General features: G+C 61.2%; 15 protein-coding genes. 5 read left to right on the forward strand and 10 right to left on the reverse strand.

From position 1 onward, the window contains the following. Positions 1-3 precede the first annotated feature (3 nt). On the forward strand, positions 4-1,008 hold the full coding sequence (locus ACNYC6_RS05985) for an NADP-dependent oxidoreductase (protein WP_419711510.1): 1,005 nt from the start codon (positions 4-6) through the stop codon (positions 1,006-1,008). Positions 1,009-1,122: 114 nt separating this feature from the next. On the opposite strand, the gene pyrF is transcribed toward ACNYC6_RS05985, so the two are convergent. Continuing rightward, entirely contained in the window at positions 1,123-1,821 is a 699-nt protein-coding gene (pyrF, locus tag ACNYC6_RS05990) for an orotidine-5'-phosphate decarboxylase (protein ID WP_172668695.1), read from the reverse strand. A gap of 296 nt (positions 1,822-2,117) precedes the next feature. On the opposite strand from pyrF, the gene ACNYC6_RS05995 reads away from it, so the two are divergent. From ACNYC6_RS05995 to xopAW, 3 genes are all read left to right on the forward strand, one after another. Next, the gene (locus ACNYC6_RS05995; RefSeq protein ID WP_419711511.1) at positions 2,118-2,876 is read left to right on the forward strand and encodes a response regulator; all 759 of its coding nucleotides are present in this window, start codon (positions 2,118-2,120) and stop codon (positions 2,874-2,876) included. Further along, positions 2,876-3,925: a sensor histidine kinase gene (locus ACNYC6_RS06000; protein ID WP_419711512.1), complete on the forward strand. Its 1,050-nt coding sequence runs from the start codon at positions 2,876-2,878 to the stop codon at positions 3,923-3,925. Before ACNYC6_RS05995 ends, ACNYC6_RS06000 begins: the two co-directional genes overlap by 1 nt. A gap of 131 nt (positions 3,926-4,056) precedes the next feature. Continuing rightward, positions 4,057-4,722 carry a XopAW family type III secretion system calcium-binding effector gene (gene xopAW / locus ACNYC6_RS06005; RefSeq protein WP_419711513.1) on the forward strand — a complete coding sequence of 222 codons (666 nt, stop codon included), beginning with the start codon at positions 4,057-4,059 and terminating at the stop codon, positions 4,720-4,722. A 67-nt stretch (positions 4,723-4,789) separates the two neighbouring features. On the opposite strand, the gene ACNYC6_RS06010 is transcribed toward xopAW, so the two are convergent. The 3 genes from ACNYC6_RS06010 to aceK form a co-directional block, all read right to left on the reverse strand. Further along, a complete protein-coding gene (locus ACNYC6_RS06010; RefSeq protein WP_419711514.1) occupies positions 4,790-5,911 on the reverse strand; it encodes a beta-ketoacyl-ACP synthase III in 1,122 nt (373 codons plus the stop codon). Between the two features lie 330 nt (positions 5,912-6,241). Next, positions 6,242-10,153 carry an ATP-dependent RNA helicase HrpA gene (gene hrpA / locus ACNYC6_RS06015; RefSeq protein WP_419711515.1) on the reverse strand — a complete coding sequence of 1,304 codons (3,912 nt, stop codon included), beginning with the start codon at positions 10,151-10,153 and terminating at the stop codon, positions 6,242-6,244. Positions 10,154-10,232: 79 nt separating this feature from the next. Continuing rightward, on the reverse strand, positions 10,233-11,936 hold the full coding sequence (gene aceK / locus ACNYC6_RS06020) for a bifunctional isocitrate dehydrogenase kinase/phosphatase (RefSeq protein WP_419711516.1): 1,704 nt from the start codon (positions 11,934-11,936) through the stop codon (positions 10,233-10,235). A 158-nt stretch (positions 11,937-12,094) separates the two neighbouring features. Between aceK and ACNYC6_RS06025 the strand changes: the two genes are divergently transcribed. Further along, positions 12,095-13,003 carry a DMT family transporter gene (locus ACNYC6_RS06025; protein WP_419711517.1) on the forward strand — a complete coding sequence of 303 codons (909 nt, stop codon included), beginning with the start codon at positions 12,095-12,097 and terminating at the stop codon, positions 13,001-13,003. Positions 13,004-13,120: 117 nt separating this feature from the next. Here ACNYC6_RS06025 and ACNYC6_RS06030 read toward each other — a convergent pair whose 3' ends face one another. The 6 genes from ACNYC6_RS06030 to ACNYC6_RS06055 form a co-directional block, all read right to left on the reverse strand. Then, positions 13,121-14,701 (reverse strand): aldehyde dehydrogenase (NADP(+)), encoded by a 1,581-nt coding sequence (locus ACNYC6_RS06030; RefSeq protein WP_419711518.1) that lies wholly within the window; start codon positions 14,699-14,701, stop codon positions 13,121-13,123. Between the two features lie 69 nt (positions 14,702-14,770). Beyond that, positions 14,771-15,766 (reverse strand): AraD1 family protein, encoded by a 996-nt coding sequence (gene araD1 / locus ACNYC6_RS06035; RefSeq protein ID WP_419711519.1) that lies wholly within the window; start codon positions 15,764-15,766, stop codon positions 14,771-14,773. A 52-nt stretch (positions 15,767-15,818) separates the two neighbouring features. Beyond that, positions 15,819-16,994, reverse strand: a complete 1,176-nt coding sequence (locus ACNYC6_RS06040; protein WP_419711520.1) for an L-rhamnonate dehydratase — start codon at positions 16,992-16,994, stop codon at positions 15,819-15,821. Between the two features lie 314 nt (positions 16,995-17,308). Continuing rightward, positions 17,309-18,313, reverse strand: a complete 1,005-nt coding sequence (locus ACNYC6_RS06045; protein ID WP_419711521.1) for a 4-hydroxythreonine-4-phosphate dehydrogenase PdxA — start codon at positions 18,311-18,313, stop codon at positions 17,309-17,311. Beyond that, positions 18,310-19,281 carry an amidohydrolase family protein gene (locus tag ACNYC6_RS06050; RefSeq protein WP_419711522.1) on the reverse strand — a complete coding sequence of 324 codons (972 nt, stop codon included), beginning with the start codon at positions 19,279-19,281 and terminating at the stop codon, positions 18,310-18,312. The genes ACNYC6_RS06045 and ACNYC6_RS06050 overlap by 4 nt, the downstream gene beginning before the upstream one ends. Beyond that, positions 19,274-20,614 (reverse strand): MFS transporter, encoded by a 1,341-nt coding sequence (locus ACNYC6_RS06055; protein WP_419711523.1) that lies wholly within the window; start codon positions 20,612-20,614, stop codon positions 19,274-19,276. The genes ACNYC6_RS06050 and ACNYC6_RS06055 overlap by 8 nt, the downstream gene beginning before the upstream one ends. Positions 20,615-20,968: the final 354 nt, after the last annotated feature.

Below are 20,968 nucleotides of genomic sequence, written 5' to 3' on the forward strand. Positions count from 1 at the left end.
GCCATGACTTCACAGACCAATCGCCAGTTCCTGCTCGCCAAACGCCCCGTGGGTGCGGCGACCCGCGAGACATTCACGTATCGGGAAGTACCGGTCGGCGAACCGGCTGCGGGTCAGATCCTGGTCAAGAACGAATACCTGTCCCTGGACCCGGCCATGCGTGGCTGGATGAACGAAGGCAAGTCCTACATTCCACCGGTCGGTCTTGGTGAAGTGATGCGCGCGCTGGGTGTAGGCAAAGTCATCGCGTCGAACAATCCGGGCTTCGCGGTCGGCGACTACGTCAACGGCGCCCTGGGTGTGCAGGATTACTTCCTCGGCGAGCCGCGCGGTTTCTACAAGGTCGATCCGACACTCGCACCACTGCCGCGTTATCTGTCCGCGCTGGGCATGACCGGCATGACCGCTTACTTCGCCTTGCTCGATGTCGGCGCGCCAAAGGCTGGTGAAACCGTGGTGTTGTCGGGCGCAGCCGGTGCGGTGGGCAGCATTGCCGGGCAGATCACCAAGATCAAAGGATGTCGGGTGGTCGGCATCGCCGGCGGCGCGGACAAGTGCAAGTTCCTGATCGATGAACTGGGTTTTGACGGTGTCATCGATTACAAGAACGAAGACGTCATCGCCGGCCTCAAGCGTGAATGCCCGAAAGGTGTCGACGTGTATTTCGATAACGTTGGCGGTGACATTCTCGACGCGGTGTTGAGCCGTCTGAACATGAAGGCGCGAGTAGTGATTTGCGGCGCCATCAGCCAGTACAACAACAAGGAAGCGGTCAAAGGCCCGGCCAACTACCTGTCGCTGCTGGTCAACCGCGCACGCATGGAAGGCTTCGTGGTGATGGACTACGCGGCACAGTTCGCCGCTGCCGGCCAGGAAATGGCGGGCTGGATGGCCAAGGGGCAGCTCAAGAGCAAGGAAGACATTGTCGAAGGCCTGGAGACCTTCCCGGAGACGCTGATGAAGTTGTTCAGCGGGGAGAATTTTGGCAAGTTGGTGTTGAAGGTTTAACACCAAACAAATCCAGGAGCGAGTTTGCTCGCGATTGCGGTGAATCAGCCAGCATGAATGTCGACTGATACGCCCTCATCGCGAGCAGGCTCGCGCCTACAGGTTTAGCGGTGTTTACGCCAGCTCTGCCACCACAGAAGCCAACGCCTTCGCCGGATCGGCCGCCTGGCTGATCGGACGTCCGATCACCAGATAGTCGGAACCGGCGTCCAGCGCCTGACGCGGGGTCAGGATGCGGCGTTGGTCGTCCTGGGCGCTGCCCGCAGGACGAATCCCCGGGGTCACCAGTTGCAACGACGGGTGCGCCGATTTCAGAGCCTGGGCTTCCAGGGCCGAACACACCAGACCATCCATCCCGGCTTTTTCCGCCAGTGCGGCCAGGCGCAGCACTTGCTCCTGCGGCTCTATGTCCAGACCGATACCCGCCAGATCCTCACGCTCCATGCTGGTCAGCACGGTTACGCCGATCAGCAACGGCTGCGGGCCGCTGCGCTTGTCCAGTACTTCACGGCAAGCCGCCATCATGCGCAGGCCACCGGAGCAGTGCACGTTGACCATCCACACGCCCATTTCCGCTGCCGCTTTAACGGCCATGGCGGTGGTGTTCGGAATGTCGTGAAACTTGAGGTCCAAGAACACTTCGAAACCCTTGTCGCGCAGGGTGCCGACGATTTCCGAAGCGCAGCTGGTGAAGAGTTCTTTACCGACTTTGACCCGGCACAGCTTCGGGTCCAACTGATCGGCCAGCTTCAGTGCGGCGTCACGGGTAGGGAAATCCAGGGCGACGATGATAGGAGTCTGGCAGGCGGACATGAGTGGGCTCTCAGGCAAGTCGAAATCGGCGCGCATTGTAGCGGAACCAAGGGCGCTGCGGGACCCGATGATCGGTAAATCATCGATAACGCTCAGGCAAGACTAGCCTTTGCGGCAATTGTGTCGAGTCCGGTACATTCCCGACACGCCCACAACACCCTTGCCCGCTACCCTCGCCACCCGCAATACGTCTTTACAACAGCACTTCCCGCCCCCGGGCCGGACGCCTATGCTGAAACCACAACCTCGCAGCCCATCTTTGTGGTTGGCAGCCTACCTGGCAGATGAACGCACGCATGCATAACACCCAAGCTCCCGTGAACGACGATCAAAAAGCGCCCGGCGACGACAAACGCTGGAGCATTCGCGCCCTGATCGTCGACGATGACGTCCCGATCCGCGAACTGATGATCGACTACCTCGCCCGGTTCAACATCCACGCCAGCGGCGTCACGGATGGCACTGCCATGCGCCAGGCCCTGCAAGCGGAGCATTTCGACGTGGTGGTGCTCGACCTGATGCTGCCCGGCGAAGACGGTCTGTCGCTGTGCCGCTGGTTACGCGCCGAGTCGGACATCCCGATCCTGATGCTCACCGCCCGCTGCGAACCCACCGACCGGATCATCGGCCTGGAACTGGGTGCCGACGACTACATGGCCAAGCCGTTCGAGCCACGTGAACTGGTGGCGCGTATCCAGACCATCCTGCGCCGGGTTCGTGACGACCGCAGCGAACAACGGGCGAACATCCGTTTCGACAACTGGCGCCTGAACAGCGTGCTGCGTCAGTTGATCGCCGCCGATGGCCTGGTGGTGCCGCTGTCCAATGCCGAATTCCGCCTGCTCTGGGTGTTCATCGAACGTCCACGTCGGGTCTTGAGCCGCGAGCAACTGCTGGACGCCGCCCGCGGTCGCTCGATCGAAGCCTTCGATCGCAGCATCGACCTGCTGGTGTCGCGCTTGCGCCAGAAACTCGGTGACGACCCCAAAGCCCCTCAGTTGATCAAAACCGTGCGCGGTGAAGGCTACCTGTTCGATGCGCGAGACATCGGCTGATGCGCGGGCGCTTCGATACGCTGTTCGGTCGCCTGTTTGGCGTGCTGCTGATCGCGATCTTCCTGGCGCACATGCTGGCGTTTGCCTGGTTTCACTATTACGGCCCGCCGCCACCGCCCCGCCCCCCTGGGTTTTCCGAAGATTTCGCCGGACAACCACCGCCAGTGGACCCGCGCTTCAAAGCGCTTCCGCCACGGCCATGGTTCGGTGGGCCGCTGGTGCCGCTGACGTTTCAGTTGATCTCGCTGATCATTGCCGCGTGGTACGGCGCCAAGCTGCTGAGTAGGCCGATCCAGCGCCTGAGCGACGCCGCCGAGCGCTTGAGCGAAAACCTCGACAGTGAGCCACTCGACGAATCTGGCCCGCGGGAAGCACGGCAGGCGGCGCATACCTTCAACAAAATGCAGCGCCGGATCATCGAGCAGGTCAAGCAACGCTCACGGATGCTCGGCGCGGTGTCCCACGACCTGCGCACGCCACTGTCACGGTTGAAGCTGCGGCTGGAGCAGATCGACGACGACAAACTGCAAGGCCAGATGCGCCAGGACCTGGACGACATGATCAGCATGCTCGACGCCACCCTGACCTACCTGCACGAGCAACGCACCAGCGAGGCACCGCAATGGATGGATGTGCAGGCACTGGTTGAGTCGCTGAGCGAAAACGCCCAGGACCAGGGCGCCGATGTTCAGGCCCGCGGCCATTGTGCGCCGCTGCAAGTGCAGCCGATGGCATTGCGCTCCTGCGTCAACAACCTGCTGGACAATGCCTTGCGCTATGCCGGACAGGCGTTGATCACGCTGGAAGACCATCGCGAACAACTGGTCATCCGGGTCATCGACCACGGACCGGGTATCGCGGCGGAGCAACGTGAGGCGGTGTTCGAGCCGTTCTTTCGCCTGGAAGGTTCACGCAATCGCAATTCCGGCGGCGTCGGCCTGGGCATGACCATCGCCCGTGAAGCGGCAGAGCGGCTGGGTGGTCAATTGAGCCTGGAAGAAACGCCGGGGGGCGGCTTGACCGCGATTATCCATCTCCCTCGCACCTGAGCCCACAGGTTCTCGATGGTCTGACAGATGTGTACCGAATGGTACAAACCCCACACACCCACGACAACTCGCCCCTTGAGGCTGCATAAGCCGGTGCACCCGCCGGTTTTCCATTCCAGGGAGTGAGCCCAATGATTGGTAGCGTCAGCAATTACACGAGCTACACCGGCACCAGCAGCGCCACAGCCGGCAGTGCCCGCTCGCAGCAGTTCCAGAAGGAACTGCTGACGAAACTCGATAGCAATAGCGACGGTGCGGTGGATCAGGATGAGCTCAGCAGTGCGCTGTCGCAGAAAAGCGATGACGGCCTGCTGGTCAGCCTGAGCAAGAACTTCGCCGATCTCGACAGCGACGAGAGCGGGAGCCTGAGCACTGAGGAACTGGCCGCGATGGCCCCGCCACCGCCCCCACCACGGGACGAGGCACCGAACACCGAACTCGCTGACGCGCTGATCAGCGCCCTGGACGCCGACGGTGACGGCGCCATCAGCAGCGATGAACTGAGCAGCGGCCTGACCAGCGCCGGTAGTACCGCAGACAGTTCGCAAGTTTTCTCGGCCCTGGACAAGAACGAAGACGGCACCATCAGCCAGGATGAGCTGGCCAGCAGTCTGACGCCGCCACCGCCACCACGGGAAACGTCCAGCGAGGAGACATTCAGTGTGGCCGATGCCGACACCCTTACTGCTCAATCGACCTCAACTGAAGCCCTGAACAAAATGATCGCCAATCTGAGCAAGCAGTATTCGCTCGACAACGTGGCGAGCGTGGGCAAGTACCTGAACGTGGCGACCTGAGGTCCTGACCGAAACAAATGTGGGCGCGAGCAAGCTCGCTCCCACAGGGGTCGCATGGACCGCGAACTCAGCGCTTACGCAGAATCACGCTACCGATCGAGTAACCGGCGCCGAACGAGCTGAGTACCGCCAGCGAACCGGCAGGCAGGTCGTCCTGGTTCTTGTGGAACGAAATCACCGAACCTGCGGAACTGGTGTTGGCGTAGGTGTCGAGAATCACCGGCGCTTCCTGTTCGGAGGCGTCGCGACCGAGCAGTTTCTTGACGATCAGGTGGTTCATGCTGAGGTTGGCCTGGTGCAGCCAGAAACGCTTCACGTCGCTGACGTTGAGCTGGTTTTCTTGCAGATGCTCACCGATCAGCTCGGCCACCATCGGGCAGACTTCCTTGAACACCTTGCGGCCTTCCTGCACGAACAGCTTGTCTTTGGCACCGATACCCTCTTCCGCCGCGCGGTTGAGGAAGCCGAAGTTGTTGCGGATGTTGTTGGAGAACTTGGTCAGCAGCTTGGTGCTGACGATGTCGAACTGGTACTTGGACGTGGCCAGGTCAGCGCGCTCGATGATCACGGCGGTCGCCGCATCGCCGAAGATGAAGTGGCTGTCGCGGTCGCGGAAGTTCAGGTGACCGGTGCAGACTTCCGGGTTGACCATCAGGATCGCCCGGGCCTGGCCCAACTGGATGCTGTTGGCGGCGGTCTGGATGCCGAAGGTCGCCGAAGAACAGGCCACGTTCATGTCAAAACCGAAACCCTGAATGCCCAACGCTTCCTGTACTTCGATGGCAATCGCCGGGTAGGCGCGTTGCAGGTTGGAGCAGGCGACGATCACGCCGTCGATGTCCGCTGCGGTTTTGCCGGCACGTTGCAAGGCCTGTTCGGCTGCGCCGATGGCCATCTGGCAGAGCACCGACCATTCGTCGTTCGAACGCTCCGGCAGGCGTGGCGCCATGCGTTGCGGGTCGAGGATGCCTTCCTTGTCCATGACAAAGCGGCTCTTGATGCCGGAAGCTTTTTCGATGAACGCTGCGCTGGACTCGGTCAATGCTTCGATTTCACCGCTCGCGATGGCGTCGGCGTTATCGGCGTTGAATTGCGCCACATAGGTATTGAAAGACTGCACCAGCTCTTCGTTGGAGATGCTGTTGGCCGGGGTGTACAGGCCGGTGCCACTGATGACGACGTTATGCATGGTCGTGTCTCTAATCTGTTCAGGCAGAAAGCATTGGCACCGTCGTACCAATACACAAAGGGTCTATTCCCATCCGGGGGACGCAAACCTGGCATCGCTTTATTCCGACCTGCCCGCGGCGGCGAAGGCTCAAAACCGCGGGGCCGGCGTTTATAGGCGCGAAGTTTGCCATAAACCTTGGATTTTGGCGCCTTTTGCGAGAGCAGCAGCGTACCAATGTGCGAGCGAGCCTGCTCGCAATGGCGGTATATCAGGCAAACATTGGCGTCGACTGACACTCCGTCATCGCGAGCAGGCGCGCTCCCACAGGGTACGGTGGGAGCCCCTGTTTTATGGCTCGACCTGGCTCCACTGCTTGTTCAGGCGCTTATCAGAAATCGGCACCTTGGTCCCCAATTGCTGGGCGAACAGCGACACCCGGTATTCCTCCAGCCACCAGCGATACAGTTCCAGTTGTGGATCGCGCTTGCCTTCCTGGGCGTGCTTGTTGGCGCGGGCCTGGTATTGCGTCCACAGGCCGGACAATTCACCACTCCAGACCCGGTCCCGTTGCACCTGAGCGCCGATTTTCTCGAAACGCTGCTCGATGGCCTTGAGATAGCGCGGTAATTCCTTGAGCCACTGCATCGGCGTTTCCCGGACAAACCCCGGATACACCAGATGGCTGAGTTGCTGCTTGATGTCGTTCAGGGCCACGGCTTGCGCCAGATCGATCTTGCCCTTGAAGCGCTTTTGCAGGCCGTGCCAGAGCTTGAGGATTTCCAGGGTCAGCCTCGCCACACGTTCAGCATGTTCAGTCCAGGCGCCACGCTTGCGTTCGGCCAACGACGCCAATCCAGCACCGTCACGGGGCAACGGGTCTTCGCCTTCAAGAATGCAGCTGTCGAGGCTGGCCAGCAGAATGTCTTCCACCAGCGCATCGACGCGGCCCATGTCGCGGTACAGCAGGCCCAGTTCGGTCAGGCCCGGCAACTTGCCGCGCAGGAATTTCGCCGATTCGGCTAGTTGCTGCATGAGCAGACGCTGCAAGGCACGGCGATGCTGGAACTCGGCTTCGGCCGGCGTCGAGAAACGTCCTTCCTTGACCGTACCGCCCTCTTCCACCAGTGCCGGATAGACCGTCATCGACAACCCGGCGATCTTTTGCTGGGTTTTCTCGGCCACGGCAGCGAACACTTTCGGCTCGACCGGCTGCTGGCTTTTCGCGGTTTGCGGCACGGCCAATGCGGCTTGGCTGGCTTCAGCGAAACGCGCAGTCAGCTCGGCCAGATCCCGGCCTTCACCCAGGAACTTGCCCTGGGCATCGACGATTTCCAGATTCATCCGCAGGTGGCTCTCAACCTGCTGCGCGGCCTCGCTCCAGGCTTCGTCACTGACGCGGGCGCCCGTCATGCGCAGCAGCTCACGACCCAACGCCTGGGGCAGCGAGCCCTCGGCAAAGGTCATGCGTTGCAACGCGGCTTTGACAAAGTCCGGCACCGGCACGAAGTTCTTGCGCAGGGCCTTGGGCAGGTTACGCACCAACGCAATGCACTTGGCTTCGATAACGCCCGGCACCAGCCATTCCAGACGCTCCGGCGGCAACATCGGCAGCAGCGGCGCCGGCACCCGCAGGGTCACGCCGTCGCGTGGATGGTTCGGTTCGAAGTGGTAGCTCAGGGCCAGCTCCAGATCGCCAATGTGCAGCGTATCCGGGTAATGCTGGGCAGTGACTTCGCTGGCTTCGCGGGCCAGCACGTCCTCTTCGCGCATGATCAGCAGCTGTGGGTCTTTCTGGCTGTTGATCCGGTACCAACTGTCGAAGGTCGCGGTCTGGTGAATCTCCGCCGGCAGGCGTGCGTCGTAGAAGGCGTACAGGGTTTCTTCGTCGGCGAGGATATCGCGACGGCGAGCCTTGGCTTCCAGTTCGTCGAGTTGCTCCAGCAACTGCTTGTTGGCCGTCAGGCACTTGGCCCTGGACTGGATTTCGCCACGCACCAGCCCTTCGCGGATAAACAGCTCGCGGGACACTACCGGGTCGACCGGGCCGTAATGCACCGGCCGACGACCGACCACGATCAGCCCGAACAGGGTGATCTGCTCGAACGCCACGACCTGTCCGCGCTTCTTCTCCCAATGGGGTTCGAAGTGGTTTTTCTTGATCAGGTGCCCGGCCAGCGGCTCGATCCAGTCGGCATCGATCTTGGCGACCATGCGCGCGTAGAGCTTGGTGGTTTCCACCAGTTCGGCGGTCATCAGCCATTGCGGGCGTTTCTTGCCGATACCCGACGACGGATGAATCCAGAAGCGCCGCTGACGCGCGCCGAGGTAGTCGCCGTCTTCGGTCTTCTGGCCGATCTGGCTCAGCAGGCCGACCAGCACCGCTTTGTGCAGCTTCGGATAATCCGCCGGCTCTTTGTTGAGGCTCAGCTGCATGTCGCGGCAGATCAGGCTCAACTGGCGATGGGAATCACGCCATTCACGCAGACGCAGGTAATTCAGGAAATTCTTGCGGCACCAGTTGCGCAGCGGACTGGCGGTCAGCGCCTGGCGCTGCTCTTCGAAACCGCGCCACAGATTGACCAGCCCGGCGAAGTCCGAATCGGTGTCTTTCCATTGGGCGTGGGCCTGATCCGCTGCTTGCTGACGCTCCGGCGGACGCTCGCGCGGGTCCTGAATCGACATGGCGCTGGCGACGATCAGCACTTCCTGCAAGCTGCCCAGTTTGGCCGCTTCGAGCAACATGCGGCCCATGCGCGGGTCCACCGGCAACCGCGCCAATTGTCGACCCAACGGGGTCAACTGGCTGTTGCGGTCTACCGCCGAGAGTTCTTGCAGCAGGTTGTAACCGTCGCTGATCGCTTTGCCATCAGGCGGCTCGATAAACGGGAACGCGGTGACCTCGCCAAGGCGCAGGTGCAGCATCTGCAAAATGACCGCTGCGAGGTTGGTACGCAGGATTTCCGGATCGGTAAATTCCGGGCGCCCGAGGAAGTCTTCTTCGCTGTAGAGGCGGATGCAGATACCCGGCTCGACCCGTCCGCATCGACCTTTACGCTGGTTGGCGCTGGCCTGGGAAACGGCCTCGATCGGCAGGCGCTGGACCTTGGCGCGATAGCTGTAGCGACTGATGCGCGCGGTGCCGCTGTCGATCACGTAGCGGATGCCCGGTACCGTCAGCGAGGTTTCCGCGACGTTGGTCGCCAGTACCACGCGACGCCCCGGGTGCGACTGGAAAATCCGCTGCTGCTCGGCCGGCGACAAGCGTGCGTACAACGGCAGGATTTCGGTGTGTTTGAGCTGAGCCTTGCGCAGCATGTCGGCGGCGTCGCGAATCTCGCGCTCGCCTGGCAGGAACACCAACACGTCGCCGGGGCTGCGGCGTTCGCTGCGCTCATAAGCAGCGATTTCGTCGAGGGTGGCGAGGATTGCCTGATCCACGGTCAGGTCGTCCTCGACCCGGTTGCCCTCTTCGTCTTGCTCAAGCGTCAGCGGGCGATACCAGGTGTCCACCGGGAAGGTGCGACCGGAGACTTCGACAATCGGTGCATCGTCGAAGTGCCTGGAAAAGCGCTCCAGATCGATGGTCGCCGAGGTGATGATGACCTTCAGGTCCGGGCGACGCGGCAGCAGGGTTTTCAGGTAGCCGAGCAGGAAGTCGATGTTGAGGCTGCGTTCGTGGGCTTCGTCGACGATGATCGTGTCGTAGCGTTCCAGATACCGGTCGTTCTGGGTTTCCGCCAGCAGGATGCCGTCGGTCATCAGTTTGATCAGCGTATTGGAATCGCTCTGATCCTCGAAGCGCACCTGATAGCCGACCAGCGCGCCCAATGGCGTGCCCAGTTCTTCGGCAACCCGACTGGCGACGCTGCGTGCCGCGATCCGCCGTGGCTGGGTATGGCCGATCAGGCCATGCTGGCCGCGACCGATTTCCAGGCAGATCTTCGGCAACTGGGTGGTTTTACCCGAGCCGGTTTCGCCGGCGATGATCAGCACCTGATGCTTTTCCAGCGCCTTCTTGATTTCGTCGCGCTTGGCGGCAATCGGCAGGCTGTCGTCGTAACGAATCACCGGCAGGCTCGCCTTGCGCGCCAGCACCTGATCGCAGGACACCTGCATGCGTGCCACCCACTGGGCCAGCTTGGCCTCGTCGGGTTTCTTGCGCAGCTCAAGCAACTGCCGCCGCAGCCGGTGGCGGTCGGCGAGCATGGCGTGATCGAGGTTTTTCAGCAATTTGTCGATGGAGGGCGATTCGTCGGTCATCGGGTACGCAATTCAGTCGTCTAGTGGCGCAGGGTGCCGATTGTCGCAGATTTAAAGGACAAGCGAGGTGCGGAGCCGACTATTTGCGCCGATACGGAAACACATCGATCACCTTCCCCGCCCGAATCGCCTCCTGCAGGCTCTTCCAGTAATCGGCGTTGTACAACTCACCATGCAGTTGATCGAACAGCTTGCGCTGGCCGGAATCGGCAAACAGGAACGGCGGAAACTCTTCCGGGAACACATCCAGCGGTCCGATCGAGTACCACGGCTCGGAAGCCATTTCGTCTTCCGGGGTGCGCGGCTGCGGGATGTGGCGGAAGTTGGCTTCGGTCAGGAAACAAATCTCGTCGTAGTCGTAGAACACCACGCGACCGTGACGGGTGACGCCGAAGTTCTTCAGCAGCATGTCGCCGGGAAAGATATTGGCCGCCGCCAGTTGCTTGATCGCCAGGCCGTAGTCTTCCAGTGCCTCGCGCACCTGCGCTTCGTTGGCGTTTTCCAGGTACAGGTTCAGCGGCGTCATGCGCCGTTCGGTCCAGCAGTGGCGGATCAGTACCGTGTCGCCTTCCACCGACACCGTCGACGGCGCGACTTCCAGCAACTCTTCCAGACACGCCGGATCGAATTTGCTCAGTGGAAAACGGAAGTCGGCGAATTCCTGGGTATCGGCCATGCGCCCGACACGGTCGACGCTTTTCACCAAACGGTACTTTTCGATCACCGTCGCGCGGTCAACGTTTTTCGACGGCGAGAAACGGTCCTTGATGATTTTGAATACGGTGTTGAAGCCCGGCAGAGTGAACACGCTCATGACCATGCCACGCACGCCGGGAGCCATGATGAATTGGTCGTCGGTGTTGGCCAGGTGATTGATCAGCGCCCGGTAGAACTCGGACTTGCCGTGCTTGTAGAAGCCGATCGAAGTGTACAGCTCGGCGATGTGCTTGCCAGGCAGGATGCGCTTGAGGAAGCCGATGAACTCCGCCGGTACCGGCACATCCACCATGAAATACGAACGGGTGAACGAGAAGATGATCGACACGTCCGCCTCGTCGGTGATCAGCGCATCGATCTGGATGCCGCGCCCCTCAAGGTGCAACAGCGGAATCGCCAGCGGCCATTGCTCGTCGGCGGTGTAGATGCGGCCCACCAGGTACGCGCCCTTGTTGCGGTAGAGCACCGAGGAAAACAGCTCGACGCTCAGTTCCGGGTCCTTGCAGACCCAATCCGGCAGGTTCTCGCGCAGTTGCGCTTCGAGGCGCTTCAGGTCGCCGGGCAGGTCGGCGTATTCCTCGCTGAAACGGTAGTCGGCAAAAATGCTCGCGAGCATGCCGGACAACTGGCCTTGGGGTTGGTAGGTGCGGGTTTGTGCAGCGCGGGCCCGGCGCAGGCTCGGCCGGGTGGTGTGGATGAACATGCAGCCGTCGCTGATCAGGTCGTGGCTGAACAGCCCGCAGAAGATCGAGTTGTACCAGGTCTCGGACAGTTCATCGTCGAAGCGCAGGTCGATCAGGCTGATGTAGGCGCTTTTCACCAGCGGCCAGCAGCTGACGTCCAGGGTGTCGGTATCAAACGCGGTGCGCAGGCGCTCCACGGTTTCACTGACTTTTTCTTCGTACAGATTGATCCGCGCCGCCGACGCCGATTGCGTCTCCTGCCACTTGGCCTGCTCGAAGCGGGCCCGGGCGCCGTCGGTGATCTGGCGAAAATGCTCGCGGTAATCGTCAAAGCCATCGAGGATCAAGCGGGCGATGTCGGCGGCTGGCCATTGCTGCGGCATGGTGAGACCTCTGCGGGAATTCGTGAGCCTTGAGCTTAGCCAGTGAAGCGGGTGCAGGAGAAGTGTAATTTTGCGGGTGAATTAAATGCCCGTTTTCCGGTTGCCACGAACAAGGCTGTCAGCAACACTCTCGTCCCCATCAAGGAAGGAATCGCGCTGTGAGCCCCGTCGATCTATTTCGTTTACTGTCCCTGGCGGCCATTTGGGGTGCGAGTTTTCTGTTCATGCGCATCATCGCCCCGGTGATTGGCAGCATTCCTACCGCTTTCTTGCGCGTATCGATTGCCGCTGCCGGACTGCTGCTGATCCTCGGGCTGATGCGCATCAGTTGGGATTTCAAGGGCAAACTCAAAACCATAATGCTGCTCGGGGTAATCAACTCCGGGATTCCGGCGACACTCTATTCGGTGGCCGCGCAGGTGCTGCCCGCCGGTTACTCATCGATTTTTAATGCCACGACCCCCTTGATGGGCGTGCTGATCGGCGGCCTGTTTTTCCATGAAAGGCTCACCGCCGCCAAATTGGGGGGTGTATTCCTCGGGTTGCTCGGCGTGGGCGTGCTGACCCGTGCCGGTCCGGTGGCGTTCGACATGGAACTGCTGATGGGCGCCGTCGCCTGCCTGCTCGCGACCACCTGCTACGGGTTTGCGGGGTTTCTAGCCCGCCGCTGGCTCGATCAGGCAGGCGGTCTGGACAGCCGTTTGTCGGCACTGGGCAGCATGCTCGGCGCAACGTTGTTCCTGTTGCCGCTGTTCGGCTACAGCGTGATCAGCCAACCACCCGCGAGCTGGGGCGGCTGGAGTGTCTGGCTGTCGTTGCTGGGGTTGGGGCTGGGATGCACGGCGTTTGCCTACATTATTTACTTCCGGCTGCTGAGCTCGATTGGTCCGGTGAAATCGATGACCACGACCTTTTTGATCCCGTTGTTCGGGGTGTTGTGGGGTGGGCTGTTTCTCGATGAGCCGCTGTCGATGGCGCACGTCTATGGTGGGGTGTTGATTGCGGTGGCGTTGTGGCTGGTGTTGAAGCCGGCGGTGTTAAAGGTGGCTGAGGTGACTGCCAAGTAATTCGGTGGTGATGCTGATGAAGCCATCGCGAGCAAGCTCACTACAGCAGATCTTCTGTACACGGATCTCATGTAGGAGCGAGCCTGCTCGCGATAGCGGTGGAACTGACAACAACGATCACCAGGCCAGGTCACTCACCTCCCCATCCACCAACCGCCGAATCCCCAGCGGATTGGCGTTCTGCAACGCCTCGGGCAGCAACCCATCCGGGTAATTCTGGAAACACACCGGTCGCAGGAAGCGGTCGATGGCCAGTGTCCCCACCGACGTACCGCGAGAGTCAGACGTCGCCGGATACGGTCCGCCATGGACCATCGCCTCACACACCTCGACCCCGGTCGGATAGCCGTTGAGCAGAATCCGCCCGACTTTCTCTTGCAGTATTTCAGCCAGCCAGCGGTATTCCAGCAACTCTTCGGCCTCGCCAATCAACGTCGCTGTCAACTGCCCGCGCAGGCCATGCAGCGCCGCCGCCAACTGCGCCCGATCCTCGATTTCGATGACGATGGTGGTCGGCCCGAACACTTCCTCCTGCAACAACTCATCGCCGTTGAGCAACAAGCTGACGTCGGCCTTGAACACTTGCGGCTGCGCCTGATTGCCCTGCTGCGGTTTGCCCGCCAAATGAGTCAGCCCCGGGTGTTCGTGCAACTCGCTCAGGCCTCGGCTGTAGCTGGCCAATGTGCCGACATTGAGCATGGTTTGCGGCGGTTGCTGGTTCATACTCGCGCAGAAGGTTTCCAGGAACGCGCTGAACTGCGGCGAACGCAAACCAATGACCAGACCCGGATTGGTACAGAACTGACCACACCCCAATGTCACTGAACCGGCCAGTTGCGCCGCGATCTGCTCGCCGCGCACGGCCAATGCCTCGGGCAGCAGGAACACCGGGTTGATGCTCGACATCTCGGCAAACACCGGGATTGGCTGTGGCCGAGTCGCCGCCATGTGGCTCAGGGCATTGCCGCCCTTGAGCGAACCGGTGAAACCCACCGCCTGAATCGCCGGATGCTTGACCAGCCATTCGCCAACGCCACCGCCATAAATCATGTTGAACACACCGGCCGGCATTCCCGTGCGTTCGGCGGCGCGGATGATCGCGTCCGCTACCCACTCGGCGGTTGCCATGTGGCCGCTGTGGGCCTTGAACACCACCGGGCAACCGGCGGCCAGCGCCGAGGCGGTATCGCCTCCGGCGGTGGAAAATGCCAGTGGAAAGTTGCTGGCGCCGAACACCGCCACAGGCCCCAGGGCGATGCGGTACTGACGCAGATCCGGGCGTGGCAATGGCTGGCGGTCCGGCAACGCACGATCGATGCGCGCCCCATAGAAATCACCGCGACGCAGCACCTTGGCGAACAGGCGCAACTGACCGCTGGTGCGACCGCGCTCACCTTGAATTCGTCCGGCGGGCAACGCGGTTTCGCGGCACACCGTGTCGACAAAATCATCACCCAGTGCATCGATTTCATCAGCGATGGCATCGAGGAAGGTCGCGCGCTTTTCTGCACTCAAGTTTCGGTAGATCGGGTACGCGGTGGCGGCAGCCGTGGCCGCCGCGTTCACCTCAGCTTCAGAGGCCTGAAAGAAAAATCCAGGCAGTGGCTCGCCCGTCGTGGCGTCGAGGCTTTGCAGCTGCACTGTGCCGTTGGCACTGCGGCGACCGCCTATGAAGTTGTGTCCGAGAAGTGTGGTCATGTGGGGTCCTTGTACCTGATGCCATTCACTGTAGGCACGAGCAGGCTCGCTCCTACAGGTGGGGGCGGATTACAACGTGCGTACTTTACCGATGCCAAGCGGCTGGGCGCTTTCGCCAATGCCGTTGACCAACGGCGCGCCGAACTCGTCGAGGCTGATCTGGAAGCGATCCCCCGGCTGGGTCTTCACACCGTCGGCAAACGACAGCGTCGCAGTGCCGAAGTAATGCACATGAACATCACCGGGACGCAAAAACTGCGCGTATTTGAAGTGGTGAAATTCAAGGTTGGCCAGGCTGTGGCACATGTTGTCTTCGCCGCTGAGAAATTCCTTCTCCCAGATCGTTTCGCCGTTGCGCTTGATGCGGCTGGTGCCTACCAGGTGCTTGGGCAACTCACCGACACGCAACTCCGGCCCATAAGAGCAACTGCGCAATTTCGAATGGGCGAGGTAGAGGTAGTTGCGACGTTCCATGACATGGTCGGAGAACTCATTGCCCAATGCGTAACCGACGCGGTACGGCTGGCCGTCGTCGCCAATCACGTAGAGCCCGGTGAGCTCCGGTTCTTCACCGGCGTCTTCGGCAAATGGCGGCACCGGGAAATCCGCACCGGGGCGCACGACGATGCTGCCATCGCCCTTGTAGAACCACTCCGGTTGCGCACCGACCTGCCCGGCCGGCGGTTTTCCACCCTCAAGGCCCCATTTGAAAATGCGCATGGTGTCGGTCATGCCGGCTTCGATCTCACCGTCATGCTGGTGCATTTTGTCCCGTGCCGACGCGCTGCCCAGATGAGTCAGGCCGGTGCCGCTGATCAGGCAATGGGCGGGGTCTTCGTGGTCCAGCGGTGGCAGGACTTTGCCCTGCTTCAGCAACGTCGCGTAATCCGGTCCCGGTTCGGTGCCGCGCAAGGCAACTTCTTCTTGCAGATTGCGTTGCGCACGAATCGCCGCCAGTGCCAGTTCACGTGTGCTGCGGGTATCGCGCACCAGCAGAATTTGCGCCCCGGCAACCAGGCCGACCTGGCGTTCGCCCTCAGTGTTTTCAAATTGAATCAGGTGCATGTTGTGCCTCCAATCAGTCAACCGAACGCCGCCCGAAAGCGGCGCTTGAAGGTCATTCGATGATGTTGAAATCGCTCAGGTACTCATCGGAGATTTCCAGGCCCAGGCCCGGTTTGTTGTCGTCGAGCTGGATGTAGCCGTTGACCGGTTGTGGCTCGCCCTTGAACACGTAGTAGAAGAGTTCATTGCCGACTTCGACGTCGAACACCGGGAAGAACTCGGCCATCGGCGAAGCGGTGGTGGACATAGTCAGGTGGTAGTTGTGCATCTGCCCGGCATGGGGGATGACCGGCACCGACCAGGCTTCGGCCATGGCGTTGATCTTGCGCGCGGCGGTGATGCCGCCGACGCGGTTGGTGTCGTACTGGATGACGTCGACGGCGCGGCGTTCCAGCAGGTCTTTGAAGCCATACGAAGTGAATTCGTGCTCGCCGCCCGAGATCGGCATGATCCCCATCTTCTTCAGCTCGATATAGCCTTCGATATCGTCGGCAATCACCGGTTCTTCGAGCCAGCGCGGTTCGAACTCAGCGAGTTTCGGCAACATGCGGCGCGCATATTCCAGGGTCCAGCCCATGTAGCATTCAAGCATGATATCGACGTCCGGGCCGGCCAGTTCACGCAGGGCGCGCACTTGCTCGATGTTCTTGCGCATGCCCGCCGGGCCGTCTTTCGGACCGTAGCCGAAACGCATTTTCAGCGCGGTGAAACCCTGGCTCAGATAGCCTTGGGCTTCTTCGAGGAACAGGTCGAGGTTGTCGTTGGCGTAGAGCTTGGACGCGTAGGTCCAGATCTTTTCCTTGGTGCGCCCGCCGAGCAGCTTGAACACCGGTTTGTTCACGGCTTTGCCCATGATGTCCCAGATCGCGATGTCGATCGCCGAGATCGCCGCCATGCCGATGCCTTTTCGGCCCCAGGCGTGACTCTGGCGGTACATTTTCTGCCAGATGTATTCGTTGTCGAACGGGTCTTCGCCGATGGCGATCGGTGCCAGGTAAGTGTCGATGATTTCCTTGGCCACACGCGGCGCCAGAGCGCAGTTACCGATGCCGACAAGACCGGTGTCAGTCTCGACTTCCACCACCAGCCAGCCGTGGAAACGGAACGAGCCCATGGCGTCGCCGCGTTCGAACAGGATGTCGCTGGCGTTGGTGCAGAAGTGCGCTTGAGGCGGGACGACTTTGCCTTTCCACTCGAAAACGCGGGTACGGATCGCTTTGATTTTCATGAATACAGTTCCTTGGGCTGCCGGTTTCTTGTAGTTGTCGGTCGTGTGCGCAGAGCTTTTTTCGGATGGGCTCCTGCATTCGATGGAGCGACTTTAGCCAGCGCCCGGGGGCTGCGGATAATCACTTATGCGTATCCGGCGATAACCTGGGGTGATAGGAAAAACCGATTATTGGGTGGATCGAGTTATCAGCCACACCACAAAACAAATGTAGGAGCGAGCCTGCTCGCGATGGCGGCATGACAGTCACTGCAAAGGTGTCTGTTTTACCGTCATCGCGAGCAGGCTCGCTCCCACAAGGGTGCTGCGTTGTGTCAGTAGGTGTTCGTGCCCATCCGACAGGCAATCTCGAACGCCTGACGTGTCGCGCCGACGTTGGCCTTACCCTGCCCCGCGATGTCGAATGCGGTGCCGTGGGCCGGTGTGGTGATCGGGATCGGCAAGCCGCCCTGCACCGTCACGCCACGGGAGAAGCCCATCAACTTGATCGCGATCTGGCCCTGGTCGTGATACATGGTGACGACCGCGTCGAAGGCACTGGCATCGCCCTGGACCTTGAGGAAAATCGTGTCGCCCGGATACGGTCCTTCCGCTGCGATTCCCAATGCCTGCGCCGAGCGCACGGCCGGGCCGATGATGTCCAGCTCCTCGCGGCCGAACGAGCCGTTGTCGCCGTTGTGCGGATTCAAACCGCAGACGCCGATGCGCGGTTTCTCCAGGCCGTTGCGCTTGAGCGCGGTGTCGATCAGTTGAATCGCTTCCACCACCCGCTGCTGGCTGAGCAGGCCCGAGACATCGGCCAAGGCTACGTGGGATGTCACCCGGGAAGTCCACAAGTTGTCGAGCACATTGAATTCGCAGAACGGCCCGTGGAAATCCAGCAACTCGGCGAACCAGTGCAACTCGTCGTTGTGCGCCATGCCGGCCATGTGCAGCGAGGTCTTGTTCAGCGGCCCGAACAGGATCGCGTCGGTGGTGCCGGCTTCGGTCAGACGCAGCGCCTTTTCCAGCGTGTCGAGGCTGTAGCGACCGCCAATCACACTCGCTTCGCTGCGCGGGAACTCACCAACGGTGTCACCACGGAAGTCATAGAACAACGGCGTGTCATCGACAAACGCCAACTGCTCCAGCGACTCCACGCGGCGATAGGGAAATTCTGTGCCGGCGATGCGCATGCCGCGACGCATCTCCGCCTCATCGGCAATCAGGATCACGTTGGCTTTGTTGCGCACTTCAGGCTCGGCGAGCAGGCGTGCGATCAACTCAGGACCAATGCCCGCAGGGTCACCAAGGACCATGGCGATGGTGGATTTTTTCATGCTTCACTCCTCAAGGGTTCAGGCCACGCCCGGTCAATGGCGCAAGGTTCGCAGCGATAAACGCGCTGCGCGTTGCTGTAGAACAGTCGCTCCTGATCGGCCAGCGGCAGATCGGCGACGATGGATTTGAAACCGCTGTAGATGTCGTCGAACGAGCCGCACAGGCTGTCCACCGGGAAATTACTGGCAAACATCGCCCGACCGGTTCCGAACATGGCGACCACTTCGCGCACGATCCAGGCATTGTCTTTGGCGCGCCAGCGTTGGCCGCCTTGGCCCAGGCCGGAAATCTTCACCTGCACATTCGGCCACTGAGCCAGCCGCGCCATCGCCAGGCGCCAACCGGCCAGGCCTTCGGCGCTACGGTCGTTGGGCAACCCGGCGTGGTTGAGAATCAGGGTGATGCCGGGAAAGTCCCGGGCCAACCGTTCGGCTTCGTGAAGGTTCCACCACGGTGTCTGCAAATCGAAATGCAGCCCCAGGTCTTCGAGTGCGGCGTAACTACGTCGCCAATGCTCGTCGCTCATCAGGCTGCGCAGATGCCCAACCTGGTTTGGCGCGGTCGGTCCGCCGGGTTTGTGGCGAACACTGCGCACACACTTGAAACTCGCCTGTTCGGCCAGCACATCGATGGCGTCCGGATGGTCGAGCCAGGCTTGCGCGACGATTGCATTCGGCACGCCATAACGAGCAGCCAGTTGCTCGATGAAACGGGTTTCGCCAATCGGGTCCTGCGGGTTCCATTCGGTCTCGACGTACACCGTTTGCACGACGTTGTGCGGACCCGCATCGGCGAAGTAGTCCTCGGGAAAATAGCGGCGCTTGATCGCGCTGTAGTCACCGTAGCGAAACGGGATATTGGCTTCGGGGGCGAGCCACGGGTGATCGTTGATGGTCGGGTCCCAGAAATGATGATGGGCGTCGATGATCGGGCCGTTCCAGGCTTTTTTCAGTACGGGCTCAGACATGACGCACCTCGTCGAGACTGATGAACAGCGTTGCCAGCACGAACACCGCCGAGCATGCCGCGAAGAACCCCAGCACCGGGGCAAACCCACCGGACATTTGCAGGATCACGCCCACCAGGATCGGCACCGCAATGCCGCCGGTGCTGCCGGCCATGTTCATCACGCCGCCGATCAGTCCGACCCGCGCCGGAGCTGCCAGTAGCGCGGGGAAGCTCCAGTAGAGGCTGCCCCACATCAGGAAAAACGCGGTCATGGCCAACAACGCCACCGCCGCAAAAGGATTGCTCAGGGTCGGCAGCAACAGGAACGCGCCGAGCGCTACCAGACCGGAAAACGCCAGCAGGCTCTTGACCGCCACTGCGCGACTCACGCCTTTGCGGATCAAGCCGTCGCAGAGGAAACCACCGGTCAACGAACCCAGCGCACCGCAGACGAAAATCACGAATGTCGCTGCGCCAATGCCCTTGATATCAAACCCGCGTGCCTGGGACAGATAGCTCGGCCCCCAGGTCAGCAGACCGAAATACACCATCGCCCAACTGGCCCGACCGATCAGCAAACCGCTCAGGGAACGGGCGGCGATGCCCAGGCCTTTGACCGGTGCACGTGCGGCTTCGGCGGCGGGCGTGGCACGTCCGGCGTTGATTTTCTCCAGTTCCAGTTCATTCACCTGCGGGTGGCTGGCAGGGTCGTCACGCAGATAACGCCGCGCCACCCAGGCCAGCACCAGGGTCGCGATACCGGCGATGACAAAGGCCAACCGCCAGGAGTCCAGCGAGGCAATCAGATAGGCAATGATCAACCCGCCCAGTGCCACACCGAGTGGACTGCCGCTGTCCATCAACACCGCGCCACGGCTGCGTTCACCGGGCGCGAGCCACAGGGAGATCAGCTTGCCGCCCGACGGGAACAACGGCGCTTCCGAAGCCCCCAGCGCCACGCGGGCAAACAGCAATGACAAGCCCCCGGTGGCAAATGCCGCCAGCACCTGAAACGTACCCCACAACCCGGTGGACCAACTGATCACCCGATGCGGACCGAAGCGATCGATCATCCAGCCACCGGGAATCTGCAACAGTGCGTAAGCCCAGAAAAAGCTGCTGAGGATCAGGCCCTGCATGCTGGGTGACAGCGAAAATTCATTGGCGATCGTCGGCATCGCAATCGACAGCGAAACCCGATCGATCAGGTTGACCATGGTCAGCGCGAAGATGATTGCGAAGATCCGCCAGCGTACATTGCTGGCCTTGGCGGTTGCAGCCAGCGGCGCCGCCGCCGCGGCGGGCGAAGCATCTGCGCCAGGTAGATGCAGGGAAGCACTGGAACGAGCCATGGTGCGTACCTCTTTTATTATTTTTGTGGAGACTGCAGCGCCGCTTCATGTCGGCGTTTGTGAGCACTATCGAAGGCTCAGTGATAACCGTCTAATCAAAACTTGAAATAAGGCGATAGCCTCGGGTTATGTCATGCCGCGCTTTCGATGAGCTTTAAACGTTGGCACGCCTGCTTTTCTGTAGGAGCGAGCCTGCTCGCGATGGTCGTCAACGAACACGCGTGTTTCCTGTATTAGTGCAGTGCCCTTGAGTCCATCGCAAGCAAGCTTGCGCCTATAGAACGCCTGCTTCGCTCGCCTTGCTATAACCCCAGGCTATCGGTGTATGTATTGTTTTGACTAGACGCGGCGACG

It is taken from the genome of Pseudomonas sp. NFX224 (assembly GCF_048565165.1).
Taxonomy (GTDB): Bacteria; Pseudomonadota; Gammaproteobacteria; order Pseudomonadales; family Pseudomonadaceae; genus Aquipseudomonas.